General features: G+C 71.5%; 1 protein-coding gene (only partly in view). It reads right to left on the reverse strand.

Every position in this 19,355-nt window falls within one protein-coding gene, locus tag AQJ91_RS40900, for a WXG100-like domain-containing protein (RefSeq protein ID WP_159054769.1), read on the reverse strand. The gene is 39,420 nt long; 12,115 of those nucleotides lie to the left of the window and 7,950 to its right, leaving coding positions 7,951–27,305 in view (codon 2,651, complete, through codon 9,102, partial); the first complete codon in reading order (the gene reads right to left) occupies nt 19,353–19,355. Both the start codon and the stop codon lie outside the window.

A 19,355-nucleotide genomic window follows, 5' to 3' on the forward strand; every position in this document is an offset into this window, starting at 1 on the left:
ATCGCCTCGGCCAGTTCCGGACTGTCCCCGGCGTCCGTCACCTTGGACGCGATCTCGTCCGCCCAGTGCCGCGCCTGCGCCTCGTCCGCGTCGTCCACGTGGGCCACCTCTACGACGCCGAGTGCGTCCTGGTCCAGGTACCACGGGTGTTCCGGCTGTCGCGACGGGGACTCGGGGGACTCGTCATTGACTGTGGCGTCGCGCTGGGTGGGGTCGGGCTGCTGGTCCGGTGTGGTGCCGGTGGTGTGCTGTTCCGGTGTGGGCCCGGTGGTGGGGGTGGCGATGTTGTTCTGGCCTGTCTCGCGGAAGGCGAGACGGGCTTCGGCGTCGAAGTACAGGGTGTCGCCGGTGACGGTGTCGGTGAGGGAGAAGCCGTCGGGCAGACGGGCGGCGTGGTCGCCTTCGAGCAGGGCGGCGGTGAGGGAGCCGGTCGGCTCCGGGGCGCCGGTGATACGGACGGCGTTCACCGCGGAGGTGATGTCGGTGGCCGGGACGCGGATCCTTCCCACCGTCAGACCGGCCAGCGGCGGCTGGAGGCCGTCGCCGCCCAGTGCCTGTTCTCTGGTGGTCACCCGCAGCCGGTTGGTGGCATCGAAGTGCAGCCTGGTGTTGGTGAGCTGGTTGACCACGGTGAATCCGTCGCCGAGAGCGCCGTTGCCAAGGGCACCGGCCAAGGACTGCGGCAGGGACTCCACCCGGTACATCCAGCGGGTGCCCCAGCCACCGCCGGTCAGGGTGCGCGTCACCGTGCCGTCCGGGCGGTGCTCGGTGTGCACCCGCACGCCGGACAGCCCCTCGTCCAGGCCCTCGCCGGTCAGCGAGTCCGGGGTGTCCGGTGGTGTGGCGTTGCGGCGGGTACCTGCGGGTGTGAGGTCCTGGGGATCGGGGTGCCGGAACAGGACGCGGTCGCCGTCGGGGGTGGTGAGGGTGATGCCGCCGTCGGGGTTGGTGTGCACCACGGCGGTGTCGTAGCGGCCGGTGAGGGGTTCGGCCTCGGCATTCAGGCGGGTGGCAGTGCCCTTCTCGTGCTCGACCCGCCAGTACTCGCCCAGCAGCCTGCCGCGCTCGCCGGGCACGCCGACGGTCTCCCCCACGATGCGCCCGCTGCGGGTGTCCACGATCAGTCCTGCGTGGGGGCGCTCGGGGTCACCGTAGGCGGGGATGAGGGCCACTCGGTCGCCGTCCAGTTCCCGCAGCATGAACATGCCGTCGTCGGCCGGAACGCCCTCCGCGTCCAGCAGCACGGGCCTGCCGTCGCGCTCGGCGGCGTCCAGACGCAGATAGCCCAGGCTGGCCTCCAGCCGCAGATCGATGTGCGTGAGGGTGCCATCGGCGGTGAAGTGGTAGCGGTGCCCCAGATCCCGGTCGACGACCTGGAAACGCGGCGGTGTGCGGTAGCCCTGCTGCCACTCACCCGTGCCGGCCTCGGCCGTACCGTCCTCGTCGGCACGCAGCCGGTCCGCCTCGCTCACGCGGAGGTCAGCGGGGTCGATGTCGGTGTGGGTGACGCCGAAACGCCGACGCTGCTCGTCGGTGCCGACCAGCTCGTACGGGCTCCTGGAACCGCCCTGGGCGGCGTCGGCGGAAGTCTCCGGAACGTCCCCGCCCCGCTCGGAGGAGCCCTCGAAGTCGCCCGAGACATCCGAGAAGTCCCCGTCATCGAAGAAGTGGCGGGTGGTGACCTTGACATCAGTCAACGCGTCGGGCACGTCCCGCAGGGGCACATCATGGGCGGTCGCAAAACGTTCCGCGTCGAACTCGTGGCCGATGCCGGTCGCCTCGTCGATGACGGTGTGGCCCTCGTCCCAGGTCGGGGTGATGCTGAAGCCGCCCTCGTCGACCGACAGGTCACCGTCGAGACGCGCGTCGAGAACACGCCTGGCCTGGTCACGCAGCCGCTCCAGAGCCGCGTTCCGCAGATCGATCGCGTTCTCGTGCACCATGTGCGGGCTGATTCCGGCATCGCGCATCATGGCGCGGGCATCGTCGATGATCCGCTCGGCCCCATCGACCGTCACCGCAACCTCGGTGCGCTCGTTGCCGAGATTGTCGGTGAACTGATCCAGCCCCACGAAGCGGGAGAAGTCACCTCGGCCGACACCCGCTGCATCCCCGGCACCCGCACCGGTGGCGTCTCTGTCCCCGCCGACGTCTTCAGCCTCGCGGACAGTGTCCTGGAACATCCTCTCCAGCACCGGCGAGGACCCCAGCGCTTCACTCGCCTCATACAGGGCTTCGTCCACCGGGGAATCACTGGCGGCCCCCCGCTCCGGAACCGGGCGCTCAGGAAGGGGCGCGGTGTCCGCGCTCACGGGGGGTCCGGCGATACGGGCATCACCGTCAGCGGTCCAGCGCAGACCGGTGCCGGGATCGGTGATCGTGAAGCCACCCGGCGCACCACTGCCCCGCCCGCCGTCCACACCATCCAGAGCAGCGACGGTGAAACCGGCACCGACGGCAGACGAAGAGCCGACCAGCTCCAGGTGCCGGGACGCCGGAGCCGTGTCGGTCGCGGGCGTGCGCACATCACGCACGCTCACACCACGCAGCGTCGGATCGAGGCCCGGTCCGGTGAGCGGGAGCCGGCTCTCCCGCGGATCGCCCTGCCCGTCATGACTCCACATGCTGTCGCCGCTGCGGACAGTGACACCCGTGACTCGGCCACCGGCATCCAGGTGATGCTCAACGGCATACGCGGCGCCCGCAGGGCCGCCCTCGCCCGTGACAACAGCGGGACGCTCCCGACCGCTCAGGTCCTGACGGAGGAAGACGTCTGTTCCCGGCAGCCGGACATCACGCGCCTCGCCGCGCCCGTCGGGTCCCACTTCCCAGCGGACGTCACCGCCGGTACCGAGCACCGTGTAACCACCATCAGGCCGCGACTGCACCTCCCTGTCAGTGACCGGCACCCCAGTGACGTGATCCACCAACTCCACATGCGTCACTGTCTCCGGCGTCCCGTTTTCAGGAGCCTCGGCCTCGCTGATCCGTATCCGGTGCCCGTCCAGGCCAGGCACGGACAACGGCACCTCACGGGAGGTCCCCTCCGGTACCGCCGGCATCACCGGCCTACTGCGCGCCGCCCTTGCCTGAGCCCTCTGCTCACTGCGCATGTCCCGGAGCGCGGCGTCAAGATCGAAATCGTCGTCCGTAGCGGCCGCATCGTCGGCCACCTCCGTACGCGGGCCATCGTTCTCCGCCCGTGTGTCTTCGGCCGGCCGGGGCGCGGCGACACCGGATGCGTCCGCCTCCGTCACCGGGCCAACGGTCAGGCCCGTCCTTGCCGGTACGGTCTCCGGGCCGTCGTACAGCCGGTCCGTGCCCAGCGCAGGCCTCTCGAACAGCGGCCTGCCCCGCTCGTCGGTCACTCGCAGGCCACCGCCGGGCCTCTCACTCACCAACACCTCGGCCACGGACCGACGCCCGAACGGGCCGGTGACGACCACGTCCCGGAGCCGGGTGTCGAGGCGCGCGGCCCGCTCGGGCTGCCCCTCTTCGCCGGTGACCGGATGCGTGATCCGGGCGTACCCGGTCAGGGTGCCGCGGCTGTTCCGAAGCGGAACCACTTCCTCCCGCAGGGTCCCGCGACGATCGCTCACCAAGTGCTGCTCCGGGGCGGCGCCCGGCGGGATCAGGGCCAGCTCGTCCACCTCCGGTGTCCTGACCCTCCAGCCGTCCCACGGCCGGCTCCCGGCGTCGACCAGCCGCAGCTCCTCACCCACCGCGCCCACGTCGCGACGCAGATACGCCCAGCCGTCCTCGAGCGGCACATCGTGAACGGTGTGCGTGCCCTCAGCACCGAACAGGTAACGCTGACCGTCCAGGGCGTCAACGGCCATGAACCGGCCGAAGAGCGCATCGGGCGAAGCATCTGCGATCGGCGTGACATCGAAGCGGGCGACGCGCCCGGACTCCCCGGCCAGCCGGTAGGTCAGGACCTCGTTGCCGTCGCTGTCCCAGCTACGGCCCACGACCGCCCGCAGGCCGTCCATCCTCGCCGGTGCGTCACCCAGCAGCTGCTCACGCGACGTCCAGCGCTGCCGCGCATCGAACTCCGTCCGCAGCCCGGACGCGTCATGCACCGCGGCATGACCACCCTCCGGAAGCGGGGTGACGGTGAGGCCGGTCTCGCTGTCGGCGGCACGGCCTTCACCAGCGGACCGCACGAATTCCTCGACGGCGTGGCGCGCCTCGTCCAAGTGCCTCTCGTAGGCGGCGGTCCGCAGGGCCGTCGCCCCGGGCTGGAGGACGGCAGGGTCATGGCCCCGCATGGCCGCGTGCTCCCGCGCATCCGAGATCAGCTGCTCGGTCCGCGTGATGTCCAGCGGCTCCCCTGCATCGCCGGTCAGGACCCGGTCGAAGTCGGTCCGGACGTCCGCCGCGCCTGCCACGCCTGCCACGCCTGCCACGCCTGCCACGCCAGCAATGTCGGTCACGTCAGTCACGCTGGCATCAGTCACGTACGTCGCGTCGGCAACGTAGGTCACGTCAGTCACGTCTGTCAGCGGCTGATCAAGCAGCCCACGGCCCTCGGCGAGAACCCGGGCCGTACGGGCGTCGAGTTCGGCGTCCACCAGGTCGGCCACGGGCGGTGTGCCGTGCTCGTTCGGCGGCTCCTGCGCGTCATCCACCACGCGGCGCTTCGAGGGCTGCTCGTCCTCGGGCGCCACCTCACCGGCCGCACGCTTCACGCCACGCCACGCGACATCCGGGTCGGCGACGGCAGAATCCCGTGCAGGCCGCTTCGCAGCCGTCTCCTCCCCGGTGTCCGGCTCGTCGGCCCGACGCTTCATACCCGGCCCGGCCTCGGGGGACAGCGGTTCCGGAGTGACGACACGGCCGTCGGCGTCCGCGATCCAGCTGCGGCCGGTGTCGGGGTCGGTGACGGAGAAACCGCCAGGCAGCCGGTCGGCGAGCTCCCCGGTCAGCGGAGCAGCGGTGAAGCCGCTTCCGGGCGCGGTGGACGAGCCCACGATCTCCAACTGCCGGGTCCCCGGGGCCTCGCCGACACCCGGCGTACGCACGTCACGAACCGTCAACCCACGCAGGTCCGGGTCAAGACCCTCACCGGTCAGCGGGAACTGAGCCTCCCGCAGCCCGCGGTCCGCGTCGTAGCGCCACAGGCCGGCCGGCTCCAGGGACAGGACCGTCACCCCACCCGACCGATCAGCCTCCACGGCGAACCGGTGGTCGGCAAGCCACCCCTCGGCATCGACCAGATGCCACCTGCCGACCGGATCGCGGTGCAGGAACATCCGCGTGCCCGGCAGACGCGCCCCCCGGCCGGTCTCCTCCTCCGGGGCTTCACCGACAAAACCGTCATCGTCGCCGTCCTCCAGGGGCGTGTCGAGGACGCTCTCCTCCGGGATCGGCGGCAGCAGGAAGCGCGGCCCGTCCGGTGCGGTCATGCCGGTGCCCTGGTCGCCGAGCTCGCGGAGCGCGAGTGTCAGGGCCTCGGCGGACGTGCCGGCCTCGGTGGGGATCATGAAGTACAGGCCGTCGGGGACGTGTACGCGCAGCCGTCCGCCCGGCCCGGTGAGCAGGACGTCGACGTCGGCCTTGTAGTAGCGGTACGGCTTCGTGCCCCACTTACCAGCGGTGGGGTCCGGGGTCGTGCCGGGCTGCGGCCGGGCGCCGAGCATCGTGGGCCCGACTTCCTTCTCGCCCGGCCGTTCGACGGTGTTACGGGACCCGACCGCGATGCCCGCCCATTCGCTGATCGTGCGGTTCCCCTCGCTGTCGAGCCGGTCGCCGCCCAGTGGCTGGCCCGTGGCCGACCAGCCGCGTGTCTCGGCGGAGGTGTGTTTCGACTGCGAGGAGTCGTAGGTGTAGTTGCGGGTCTTGACCTCGGAACCGTCCTCGGGGGTGATCGGTTCGGTGCGGGTGACCTCCAGACCCACGGTGACGGTGCGCTTGCCCAGCGGCACCTCGTACTCGTTGCGCAGCAGCTTGGGCAGGTTGAGGCGGAGCAGTTCCTCGCTGGTGAAGTGCTCGTAGCGCAGACCCCTTTCCCGGGTGGGATCGAGCCCAGGCACCCGCCAGACGCCGTCCGCGTTCAGATCGCGCTGCTGTGCGTGGCGGACCGTGGTCAGCGAGGCCCACCGGCGTATCGCGTCCGCCGCCGGCAGCGCCCACGGATGCCCGTTCTCCCTCAGCCGGGTCAGCACCTCCTGGTCCACCGACCGGTCCGGAACCGGCGTCGCACTCGCAGGATCCGTCGCCTGCGGCCCGTCACCCGTCTCGTCGGCGGGCCGGGTACCGGGCTGCGGGTGCGGTGCCGTCGGCGACCCGGCGGCCGACTCCCCGCCGGTGCCGTCGTGGTGCGGGGCCGGCAACGGCAGCGGCTGCACCGGCTGCGACGCGGGCGGCGGAGTGGTCGGTGCGGTGTGGACGGGCTCCCATGCGACCGGGGTGCCGTGCGCGGGGGCGGGCGCCAGCAGCGGCGCGTCGTGCACCGCCAGGTGGTTCGGCACGAGCAGGCGCACCTGCCCGGGCACGGTCCCGTCCTCGGGGCGGCCGGGGGCCGGGAACCGGGCGACGAACGGCTCGTGCCGCTCCAGCCACTGCTCCACGTCACGACGCTGCCCGGCCAGCCCGGACACCCCCACCGCGGCCCACCGCGCCGCACGCGCCGGCGCGCTCAGCACCTCGGGCATCTGCGTGCTGATGCCCATCTCGATCCGGTACGTCAGCTCATGCGTGAACTCCTGCGAGCCGTCCTGCGCCTCGGTCGCATAGAGGTCCCGAAGCCGATCGAGCCGGTCGAAGCCCGTCCGGCTGGCCTGCTGGTAGGTGCCGCCCAGTCCCAGGGCGGCCCAGCCGCTGTCACCGAAGTTGACACGCAGGTTGCCACCTGCGGTGACCGCCTGGGTGGCGCTCTTGTCCCGCGCCGTCTGGAAGACGGACTCCGCCCGCGTCACCAGCCGCGTGTCAGGGCGGTCCAGCTGGGACAGCGCCGGACCGATCTCGCCGGTGACCTTCACCCACACGTACCGGGCGGCGCCGAACGCCGACGGCACCGGCAACCACCGCGTCACACCTGTGGTGGTCAACAAGTGGAACTGGGAGAGCAGCGCGTCGGAGGAGAACGAGCGCTCCAGCTCCCGCAGCAGCAGGTTCGGCCGGTACTCGTCGGCCCGGCCCGGCTCGGTGCGCAGCAGCCCCTGCCCGCCCAGCCACTGCCTGACGCGGGGCAGGACACCGTCCGCGTGCAGCACCTCCGGATGGCTCGCGGTCGGCAGCAGCGACGGGTCCACGAACCGCTCCGGCCGGCGCGGCTCCGCAGCGACCACGCCCTCGGGCAGCGGCAGCCCCAGATCGGTGACCCGCCGCTCGGGCACCACGAACTCCAGCCCGTCCCGCACCCGCAGATGCCGCGTCTGATGCGTCGCACCGCCGTACGGACTGAACAGGCTGCCGTTCTTCCACCGGTACAGCGTTACCTCATAGACCGGATCCGCACGGTAGGAGTGCGCCGGACCCTTGTAGGCAGCCCGGGAAATCCCGGCATGCCCCGCCTCGTCGGCCTTCCCCTTGGCCCAGCTCCACTGAGCATCGCTCTGGACGCCGGCGAGCAGCTTGACCGGCCAGTCCGCGTCGTTGCGGATGCGTCCGACGGTGAAATGCGGCCCCAGCGCCAGGCCTATGCCGAACCGGCCGACGGAGGACTCGCTGAACTGGTACTTGGCGATACCGCGGAGGTTCTGCCGCAGCTCCAGCCCTTCCGTGTGCGATCCGACATGACGCGGGTCGTGGGCGGTCATCCGGATGCGCAGCGCCTGCTTGAACCCGTCCGGGCCCTTCGGCAACTCCACCACCCGGCCGGTCTCACTGGTCAACGCACCGAAGTGGACGGTCGATTCGGTCGGGGAGAAGACATCCCTCAGCCCGGCCGGCCAGTCCGCCGGGTCCTGCAGCCAGCTCTCCGGCAGGCCGTTGGCCTCCTGGTACATCCGCGCGACCTCGGCCGGCAGCAGCGGCGCGACCAGGAACGACCGCGACACACCCCCCGCCCCGTTGTCACGGAAACCGACCGCCGGGGTATCGGGTGCCCCCTCCAGCGGCACCACCAGACCCGCCAGCGCCACCTCCGCCTCACCCAACGACGCCTGCGGAACGTACTGATGCGGCACGACCACGTGCGCCGTCAGCTCACCCGAAGGCCGGTGGATCCACCACCGCTCCGCCGGCTGCCCCGGCGCCCGCACCGACACCTCATACACCACGTCATACACATGCTCGTCGGCCAGACCCGACGTCTCAGTGTGCTGGGTGGACTTCGCCTCACCGAGGAACTGGTGCTGGCTGCCACGGTCGAAGCCGCCCGAAAGCCTCACCCCGCCGACCCGGAAGTCCACCCACCTCTTGACACGCGCCTCCATGAAGGGCGCACCGACAAGACCCACGCCGCCCGTCGAGCCGGCGCGACCGCTGACCTGGGTGACCTGCTGGGCCCGCGCGTTCACCGTCCGCGGATAGGCATCCTCACCGGTCAGGCCACCAACCCGCTCCCGCACATGCGCGGTGACGGACACGTCGTACGAGCGCTTACCGACCTTGACCGTGTGGTGCACGCCAGAGATCAGCTGGGGCAGGTCGGCCTCCAGCGCCGGACGTCCGAACCACGCCAGCAGCTCCCGGTCCACCGACGACCAGTCGACCCGAGCAACCCGCGACAGCCGCCCGTGCCAGCGCCGCAGCACACCCCGCACCTGGTCGTGCACCAACTCCGAGCCCGGCAGCGCACTCTCCGTCCCGAAATGCTGACCACGCCGACTCGCCAGCGCCAGGGGCTCCCGCTCGTGCGGCGGCGGCAACGGCGCATCCAGCAGCGAGTCCGGCCGCACGTGCGCCGCCGGGGACAGCGGAAGGTTCGCCTCCGCCAGCAGCGCCCGCACAAACGGATGCGACTCCACCGGCCCGTCAAGAGACAGCACCGACTGCCTGAGTCGCGGACCGTCCTCGCCCAGCAGATCCCGCTCGAACTCGGCCGCCTCCCGGGCCGGCACACCGATCTCCGACTCCACCACACTCACCACGGCAGGGATGTTGTCGTGGGTCGAGGACCGTACCTCCGCCGTCACCACCAGCTGCGCCCGGTACCGCGCCTGCTCGCCTGTGGGCTTCCACACCGTGAACGCCGTGGTCTGCTCGGTCAGGCCGTGCCCCGTGCCCCGCGCACTGTGACCCGTCACCCTCGCGGAAGGAGTGAGCAACTTGGCCTTCGTGCCACGGAACGGGGAAGAAGTGGCAGAGTCACCAGTCGACAGATTCAGGCCGCTCTGCACGCCCGCGAAGGCGTCACTCACACCCGCGAGCGAATGGTTGGCCGTCAGACTGTTGACCTGGTAGTCACGGATACCGATCTCCGCATCCCCCAGGTACTGCAGACGCTGGACGGACGCGCGGATCGCGACATATCCCTCGAACGACCGGCCCCCTCCCGCAGGCACCCGCGACACGTCCGTGACCACGCCATTGCTGAACAGGTACCGGCTCCGGTAAAACGCGGACCGCTCGTTCAGCGTCGGCAGCACACGATCCATGACCCGCCGCACACTGTCCCCCGGCAGCCCGGCCTCCCGCAGCTGCCGCTGCAGCCCCGCCACCACCGGCGTCACATCGACCGCATTGAACGTCTCATGCGCCCGCCGAGCCCGCTGCCGCCCACCGGACTCGTCACCGGCCGCCACCCCGGGCTGCCCCACCTGCGCCTCGTAATCCCCCAGCACAGCGCTCTCCGCGGGCAGCGGCCCGGCCACGCCACTGAAACGATCGGGGAAATCGACCGTGAGCCGACTGCCCGTCACCACATCGTGCGGCCGCTCCACACCATCCACGAAGACGCGGATCTGCAAGGCAGCACGGAACCGTCTGCTGTCACCCATCTGCGTCTGGCGGCGGGCCGTGACACCACGCTCCCAGTCCGCCCCCCGCGACCTCGCCCGCGACGCACCGAACACCGGAGCCACCGGACGCAGCGCCGTCCCCGCCGCGGACGACAACGTCAGCGACGCCAGCAGCAGCGAATCCGCCCCCACCGACGTCTGTTTCGTGGACTTCTCCGCAGACGACACCTTCATGAGGTGCAAAAGCGCATCCCGCAGCACCGGAGCCTGCTCCTCCGGGGCGGACTCCAGACGGCGCAACGTCGGACGCAGCCAGACCACCCGGTCGCCCGCCACGGTCACATACCCGCGGTGCAGCGCCTGCTCCCAGTACTGCGCGATCCGCTCCTCCGCAGTGGCCGAGCTCGGCGCACCGCCCAAGTGCTCCGCCCCCGGACCGCGCTCCTTCCCCGGCGCATCCTGGCCCATCAGCAGACGACGCACAGCCTCACGGATCTCCGCACCCAGCTCCGGATCCCCATCCGCCACCTTGAACGCGATCTCATTCGCGTACTGCGTCGCCAGCGCCTCATGCCAGGCGTCCACCTGAAGCACCGTCATGATGCCGTAGGCGTCATGATCCACATACCAGGGATGTTCCCCTGCCCCCAACGGCTCCGGCTCCGGCTCGCCCTCCCGATCGGCCACGGGGACGACCACATCCGGAACGTGCTCGCCTTCGGCCGTGGTGCTCTCCGCCTCCACGCCACGCACCAGGGACGTCTGCGGGGGCTCGGCGTCGGCATCCTCCAGCTCCCGCACCGGGTCCGCTCCGGACCCCTCCTGCGCGTCATCCACCACGCGGCCCTTCGAGGGCTGCTCGTCCTCGGGCGCCACCTCACCGGCCGGACGCTTCACCCCACGCCGCACAGCATCCGGGTCGGCGACGGCAGAACCCGTCGCAGGCCGCTTCGCAGGCGGCTCCTCCCCGCTGTCCCGCTCGCCGGCCGGACGCTTCACACCCCGCCCGGCCTCCGAGGAACCTGCCCCCGCCGCATCGATCAGTGCCGTGGGGACCGGCGTCTCGGTCGCTGTCATGTCGGCCCCGGCCGTCTCCCGGACCTCGGGGGCGGGCGACTCCACGGCGCGCGGCTGGGGCTCGGGCGTCCGCAGGGGGTGGCTGATGGTGATGACGGCGCGGCGGCGGGCGGCCGGGCCGTCCGCGGGGCTGGTGCCGGGCGGATACTCCCGTCCAAGTGATGTGACATCCACAGTGAAGTCCGACACGCTCGGAACGGCGCCCCGGTCACCGCCGAGCGCCCGCAGATGTCCTTCCAGGCTCCTGGCGAACGCGGCGGACACCGCCTCGGCACGTGCGTAGCCGCTGCGGATGTCCCGCCCCCGGTGCGCCTCCCCGAGCAGGGTCCCGTTGCCGTGACCGCTGATGGTCACGACGGGCAGTGACCGCCCCTCCTGGAAGGCCGCCAGGCCCTCCTCAGCGGCTCGGGCCGCCATGGCGTCGATCACGCGGATCTGCTCGCGGGACAACCGGCTCGATCCGCCGTCGAAGACAACGTGCCGCCTGACTGGCTCAGGCACCGGGTGGTCGGCGGTTTCCTCCGGCCGGGTGCCGTCCTGTCGGCCGGGCATCGACTCGCCTGCGGTCTCCCCGGGGTCGGGATGCCGGAAGAGCGTGCGGGAGCCGTCGCGGGAGGTCAGGGTGATGCCACCGTCGGGCTCGGCGCGGACGACGGCGGTGTCGTACGGGCCGGTCAGCTCCTGGCCGTCAGCGTCCAGGCGAGTGGCGGTACCGGACTGGTGGTCGATGTTCCAGTACTCCCCGAGCAGCCGGCCGCGATCGCCGGGGACCCCGGCGACCTCCTGAACGACGCGGCCGGTGCGGGTGTCGACGACGAGGCCCTCCAGAGGCCGGTCGGGGTCGGCGTAGACGGGCCTGAGGGCGATGCGGTCCCCTCCGAGGGGCTCCAGCCGCATCAGACCCTCGGTGTCGGGCTCTCCGGTGGCGTCCAGCAGGCGCGTGGCTTCGCCGGGTTCGGCGGCGCTCAGCCGCAGGTAGCCGAGGCTGGCCTCCAGGCGCAGGTCGGTGTGGGTGAGGGTGCCGTCGGGGGCGAAGTGGTAGCGGTGACCGAGCCGGGTGTCGATGACCTGGAAGCTCGGCTGCCCGGCGGCTGTGCCGGTGCCGTCGTGGCCGTCGGGCACCAGGTCGGTGGGTCCGGCGACGAAGCGCCCGCTCCCGTCATCGCCCTCGGCGCGGTACTCGGTGTACGGCACACCCTCGTCGTCGGACAGCGTGCGGACGGTGACCCTCAGTCCGGCCAGGTCGGAGGGCGCGCCGCGAAGCGGGACAGCGTCCGCGGTGAGGTTCATGCCCGCTTCTGTGACGACGCGGCCGTCGGCGTCCGCGACCCAACTCCGACCGGTCTCGGGGTCGGAGACGGAGAAACCGCCGGTCAGCCCGTCGGCGAGCTCCCCGGTCAGCGGGGCGACAGTGAAGCCGCTTCCGGGCGCGGTGGACGAGCCGACGATCTCCAACTGCCGGGTCTCCAGCGCCTCGCCGATACCCGGCGCGCGCACATCACGGACCGTCAACCCACGCAGGTCCGGGTCAAGACCCTCACCGGTCAGCGGGAACTGAGCCTCGCGCAGCCCGCGATCGGCGTCGTAGCGCCACAGGCCGGCCGGCTCCAGGGACAGAACCGTCACCCCACCCGACCGATCAGCCTCCACGGCGAACCGGTGGTCGGCAAGCCACCCCTCGGCATCGACCAGATGCCACCTGCCGACCGGATCGCGGTGCAGGAACATCCGCGTGCCCGGCAGACGCGTCCCCCGGGCAGGAGCCGGCGGGCCGTCGAGCGGGTTCGCCTGGGCGCCACCAGCGGGCTCGGTGCCGGGTCCGGGCTGTTCGGACGCGTCCGCGAGCCCTTCGTCGCTCTGCAGGGTCCGGGCCTGGTCGGCCTCGCTGCCGGGCTGCACCGTGCCTTGGCGGCCGCTGAAGGACGGGAGACCCAACGGCCACCCGAACTCCACGCCTGCCGTCGCGGTCGGCTCCTCCGGAATCGGCTCCAGCGGGAACCGCTCGGACGGACCGCCGCCGAAGTCCTCCTCCGGAGGGTCCTCCAGCAGCCGGCCGCTGCGGCTGTCAACGACGATGCGCTCCCGCGGCGCGTGGGGATAGGTCGGCACCAGCGCCACCCGCCCGTCCTCCAGGGACTGAGCGCGCAGCGGCGCCGAAGACGTGTTGCCCGCGGCGTCGATCAGCGTCGGGGCGCCGTCGGCCGTGCCCAGGTCCAGCCGCAGCAGGCCGAGGTCCCGCTCCAGCGGAACATGTCGGTAGGTGGGCGTGCCTTCAGGGCCGAAGTAGTGCCTGACGCCGGTCTCCGTGTCCGTGACCACGAACTCGGCGCGCAGGGTGCCGACCAGCGCCTCTTCCGCGCGCTCCACGGTGAACCGGCCGTCCCCTTCGACGATCCGGTATGTGTCGGTACCGTCCGGTCCCTCGATCGCTGCCGGATCAGGGTTGCCGTGGGTGACCCCGACCTTCAGCCCGGCCAGTTCCCGAGGCGCGTCGTGCAGAAGGACCTCGCGGTACCGCAGACCGCCCCTGGACCGCGCGCCGAGATCCGCGTCGGGCCCCTCGTCGGACTGCCGTCCGCCAAGGACGATCTCGGCGAAGCCTGTTCGCACCCGCGGATCCGCCTGCGCCTTGAACTCCAGGCGCAGGCCGGTGCCGTTGTGCACGACGGCGTGGTCGCCCGTCGGCAGGGCGGTGACCGTGAACTCGCCCGCCGCGCGTCTGTTGGCCCCGCTCCGGATCCTGTCGACGTGATCGATCAGAGCCTGGCGTGCGCCGTCCAGCATCCGGTCGTAGGCCATCCCCCGCAGATCCCGCACCTCTGCGTGCAGCGCATGCGGATCAATGCCCAGAGCACGCACGTTGTCCCTGGCCTCGGCAACGATCCTCTCGGCGCGCGGAACATCGAGTGGCCAGGGGTCACCCTCCTGGCTCTCGCGGACGTGGTGGATCAGCTCCATCGCGCCCTCACGGCTGGAGAGGTCCGCCCCGGGCACCTGATCGGCCTCGCGGAAGCCGGCGGCCTCCCGCAGGACCTGCCTCCAGAGCCGGGTGACCTCGCGCGTGGGAGCCAGGCCCTCGGTACCGGTCACGTTCTGCGGCCGAGGGCGCCACTCGGCCACGAGCTGCCTGTACGTGACCGGCCGGCCGGGCGTCTTCAGCCGGTCGACCAGGTCCAGCAGCCGCAGCCGCGCGCCCTGCTCGACCGGTGCATCCACCTCGGCGTCGTCCAGGTGACGCACGAGGGCGTCCAGACGGTCGCCCGTGACCGGCTGGTCCGCGCCGAGCTTCAGCACACGGCGGGCCAGGTCCGCGGTGCGGCGCACGGTCGTCAGACGCTCGACGGTCAGGTGCTCCGGCCCTCCGTACACCTCGGCGGCCAGACCACCGAGCTGCCAGACCTGCAGGGTGTCGGCCGCGCCGACCCGTCTGGCGAGCGGCCTCAGATCAGCGCGCTTCACGACCGGGCCGGACCCGGACAGCCGCTGAAGGGCATCCCTGAGCCGAGCCGCCCGGACCTGCGCCACGGCCGGGTTCTCCGTGTCAGGGACAGGGAACTCCGGCAGCTCCTCGGCGGCCTCGATCAGTTCGAACCTCGGGGCCCCGTTCCCGCTGTCGATGGTCCGGCGGGATGTGATCTTCATCCGGGCACCGGGCATCAACAGCACCTCCTTCTCGCTCACAATCGAGAAGGGGGTGATGTCACGGCCCCAGTTGCCGGTGAGCTGAGCGCGGACCAGTACCGGGTGGGTCATGGGCAGGCGAGCCGTGATGTTCATGAACCTGAGCGCCCGGACGTGCTCCCGGGCGAAGCTGGTGAACGCGTTGAGGGAGATCTCCGAGCCGCCGTAAGTGGGCGAGATGATCCGTCCGATCCCCGAGGTGAGATCGCCCACGGAACGCGTCCCGCGCCAGACCTCGCCGGTTGCGGGCGGCAGCTGCGCCAGGGCGTCCAGCAGCATCGCGGTGTGGGCTGCCATCTCCTTTTCGATGGCGGGCAGCAGCGGCTCGGCGGCGGCGTAGAGCCGTTCCTTGTGCCGCGCCAGCTCCTTGGGCGTCATATCCCGGGAGGGGGTGGCTGTCAGCTCGCTGATGGCCGGGTTGTCCCTCAACACCGGAGGCAGGGGCGCCCGGAGCGCGACATCGAGGTATTCGTCGATGAGCCGCCTGACCTGGATACGTAGTGGCAGGCGGATGCCACCGGACTTGAACGTGAGCAGCACGTTCATCAGCGGGAAAGCCAGGTCTGTGTAGGCGATCATGGCGGCGAAGTGGCCGGGGCTCAGCCTCTCCAGCACCTGCTGCGGAGTCATACCGTACTCACGCAACCAGCGCCCGGCATGCGTATCGCTGCGAAGGTGGGAGCCGGCGGGCTGGTCGGCGAGGCGCTGGAAGGCCCTCCGACGCTCGCCGGCCTCCCGCAGTCCGTCCTCGCCGGGATCGCCGAAGCCGCCGTCCTCGGGCGGGGCGGTGAGCTTGGCCCAGTAGATGGCCTCGTGCGGCAGCATGCCGTCCTCGCCGGCCTGCCGGCGCAGCTCGGCGAGCGGCACTCCGGGGATGGACCGGTACATCCGCGCCGCGTCGTCCAACGGGTTCCCGGCCAGCGACGGCACCACATCCGCCGTCTGCAGACCCGCGAGGATCTCGTACACCGAGTGGTCCTCAGTCGGCAGCATCCAACCCAGCAGCGACAGCACCAGACCGTCCGGCTCCCCGGACACGTTCAGCAGCTTGAACGCGTTGCCGATCTTCGCCGCCGTCCCCGAGACGCCCGAGATCAGCGGCATGCCCCGGCCGTCGTGCATCTCCCGGAACAGCGACGACCCCGGATCCATCGTGTACGCGGCCTTGCCGGAGACCACACTCAGCGGCAGCTCCGGACCCTCCTCGCCCGCGCCGAGATCGCCCGCCCGCGGGTCATCGATGACGCCCGGCTCCTCGACGATCCTGGTGATCCCTGTGACCGTCCGGCCCTCGGCGCCCTCCGGAGCGCTGTAATGCACCTCCAGTCCGAGCACACCAGGGGCCTTGCGCAATGCGTCCAGCAGCGGCGCGCCCTGCTCGTCGAAGCGCACCTGTTCCAGCGGCACCCGCTCGGTGCGGAAGCCCATCACCTTCAAGGCGACCGGGTTCGCGGCCAGGAACGCCGCCTCACGCTCACTGAGCGCGATGCCCAGACGCGCCCACTCGCCCGGGGTCCTGGCGATCTCCCCGGCCAGCCGATCCTCCTCCGGACGCGAACGCCGCGAAGCCCCCTGGTACTTGGCCGCCTCCCGTGTCCACGACGCCGACTGAGCCACCACATTGCCGATGGCGAAGAAGTCCCTGTCAAACGCCGACGCCTTGTCCGGGGCAAGTCGGCTGAGCACCGCGTGCATCCCGGAGCGGAGCCCGCCCCGCAGGAAGGACGCCTGCTCACGCAACGCCCCCACGTCCAGCCCCAGCCGCTCCGCCCTGGCCCAGTCACGGGTGTCGGCCATCTCACCCAGCAGCGACTTCAACGTCAGCGGCGAATCCTTGAAGAACGACGCGTTGAAGAACGCCGTCATCAACTCCCGGACATTGCCGTGCTCCAGCATCTCCTGCAGACGAGACAGCGGCGCGCCCTCACCGACCTGACCCGCCGACTCCGGATCGTCCTTGAAGAAGACCTTCGCGATCTCCTCCGGGCTGCGATCCAGGTGCGCCTGCGTGAGCACATCGAACAGGCGGGCCACACTCTGCCGCGCCGCCGCCCGCGCCCTGGAATCGTTGAACGCGTACGACCCCAACCGCGTCTCGAACTCGCGGGCCTTGCGCGCATACGCCGGATCCGAGTACAGCGCACGCAGTTGACGGTTCTTACCGACAGCCCCAGGCATCACCTGCGAGTCCGCCGCACTGTCCGGGTTCCCGGCGAAACCGTCAGAAGCAGCCGGGGTCTCCAGAGCCTCCTGCGCGTGGATCCGGTCCAGGGCCGCCTGGAACGGGTCCACTTCCTCGCCGTCAGCAGCAGCCTGACTCTCCAGAGCCTCCTGCGCGTGGATCCGGTCCAGGGCCGCCTGGAACGGGTCCACTTCCTCGCCGTCGAGCACGGAGCCGACAGCCCCTGCGTCACCCTCGGTGTCCGCGGCAGCCGGGCTGTCCGCCACCGCTTCGTCCTCGGTCAGCCGGTCGTACTCCTGGGCCAGCCAGGCATCGAACCCCATCCCGGTCGGCACCGGTTCGCTCTCGGCGTCCGAGGCGTCCGAGGCGTCCGAGGCGTCCGCGCTGTCCGGCGCCGCCTTCACCTTGACGTTCGGGAGGAAGGCCCCGAGATCCTGCTCCTCCGCTGCCGCAGTCTCCGACAGCTGCCCGCCGGTGGTCTCCCCGGCTTCGTCGAGCGTGGCCGGATCGCCGTCGCGCGTGGCCTGGTCGCCGTCCGGCACCGTCGAGGACGGCTCCGGTTGGTCGGGGGCGCCGCCCGGCAAGCCCTCCCGCAGCCGGTTGACCCCGCGCTCCTCGGCCAGGGTCAACGCCACCTCGGCGCCCCGGCGGTGCCGCGTGGCCGGGTCCGCGTCCCGGTGCTCGTGCAGTTCCTGCGCCACGCGCATCGTCGACCAGTACTGCTCCGGGTCCTGCTCCAGCGCCCCGCGTCGTCCCTCCTCGATGACCAGCGGGAACGGGTTGTACCGCGACGTGATCTCGCTGGCGGTGGACCACAGGCGGTCGGCCCTGGCCTCGTCCATCTTCTCGAATCCCCGCGCGAACCGCTGAAGCTCCGGTGTCATCAGGTCCTGGAGACGCGCCTCGGCGCGGCGGGCCTCGGCCTCGGCCTCTGTCATGAAGGGGATGCCGGTCGTGATGTCCCAGCGGGCGCGGTCGAGTACGACATCGCCGTCGCGGTCGAGTACCAGCACGGCGCTGTTGTCAGCCCCCGACCTGAGGGTGTACCGGTCGGAGTCGCCTTCACGGTCACGGCCGTAGGCGTCGAGGACCTTGACTTCGTTCTTGTCGTAGTCGAGGTGCCAGTACCGCGCAGGCCGGTTTCCCTTGGCGCCGCGCACGGGGAGGACTTCCTCCACGATCCGGCCGCGACGGACATCGACCACGGCCTGCGCGAACGACGGCATGCCCCTCGTCTGCTCCCCCGCGGGGACGAGGGCGACGCGATCGCCGTCCTGACGTTCACTCCGGAGGGTCTTCACCGCGCCGTGCGCCACGTCGTCGGGGCCCGGCGGGGCCTCCTCGGGGACGGGGTCCGGCTCCCGGGGGAGCACCATGACACGGCCGGCGTCATCGCGCCCGGACGGCCGCACATTGTTGGCGTCGAGGATCCGCACGATGTGGCGCGCGTCGAAGGGCAGGTCCCGGAAGAGCGGCGTCCCCACCGCGTCGTAGGTGTAACGGACGCCGGTACGGGTGTTGGTGACCGTGAACCAGTCGGGATGATGCCGGGCCAGCCGCCCGTTCACCGGACCCAGACGGTACATGTGACTGTCCGGTCCGGTCAGCTCTCGCTGGTCCGGCCGACCCGGCCTGGGCCGGATGATCAGCTTCAGCGGGGCGAGCCCGTGGTCACCGTGGTGACCGAGCGGCAGTTCCCTGCTCACCTGCTGCCCGTTCGGGCCGAGCCGGTGCTCGGCCATCAGCTCACGCGGGACACCCGGCTCGGCCACCCGTACGGTGAGACCGTCCGCGTTCCGCTCGAACTCCACCGGCAGACCGGCGTCCACGGGACGATCTGCGTTCCGGATCACCAACCGCAGGCCGGGCCGATCGGCGAGCGCGTCGATGCGCAGTGTCTGGGAGCGGCCCTGCCTTCTCACCTGAATGCTGACGTCGTTCAGCGCCGGCGCGGGTACGGGCCGGGTTCCCAGCGGTGGGCGGGAGACCTGCACGACCCGCGCCGAGTTCATCACCTCGAGAGAACCGTCAGGCCCCCTGTACGCCGTCGCCCTGTCCCGGAAGGCGCCGGAGGAGTCGCGGATTTCGGCGCGCAGGGTGTTACCGATGCTCTCCCTGTGGTTGATCCACGCGTAGCCGCCGCCCCACCCGCTGATCGCGCTCCACCGACCACCCGGCAGGGCGATGACCTCTTCCAGCGGGCGGCCACTGTGCTGGTCGACCACGAGCCGCGCCCGCGGAGCGGCCGACCGGGCCGCCTGGTCGGCCGACACCAGCACGGCCCGGTCACCGTCCAGCCGCTCGACCCTCCAGGGGCTCTGCTCGTGCGGCCCGGCACCCGGCTCGATCAGACGCGGGGCCTCACCGGAGGCGTCCGGGCGGGACCACAGATGCAGATACCCCAGGTTCTCGGCGAGCGGGGTGTGCCGGACCGTATGCGTACCGTCCGCGTCGAAGAAGTACCTGTGGCCGAGCACGGCATCGGTGGCGATGAGCCGGCCGTACGCGGACAATGGTGTCCCCTCCGGGACGGCCTCGGTCTCGAACCGGGCGGCCGCCGAGGGCTC

Source organism: Streptomyces dysideae, assembly GCF_001514305.1.
Classification (GTDB): domain Bacteria; phylum Actinomycetota; class Actinomycetes; order Streptomycetales; family Streptomycetaceae; genus Streptomyces; species Streptomyces dysideae.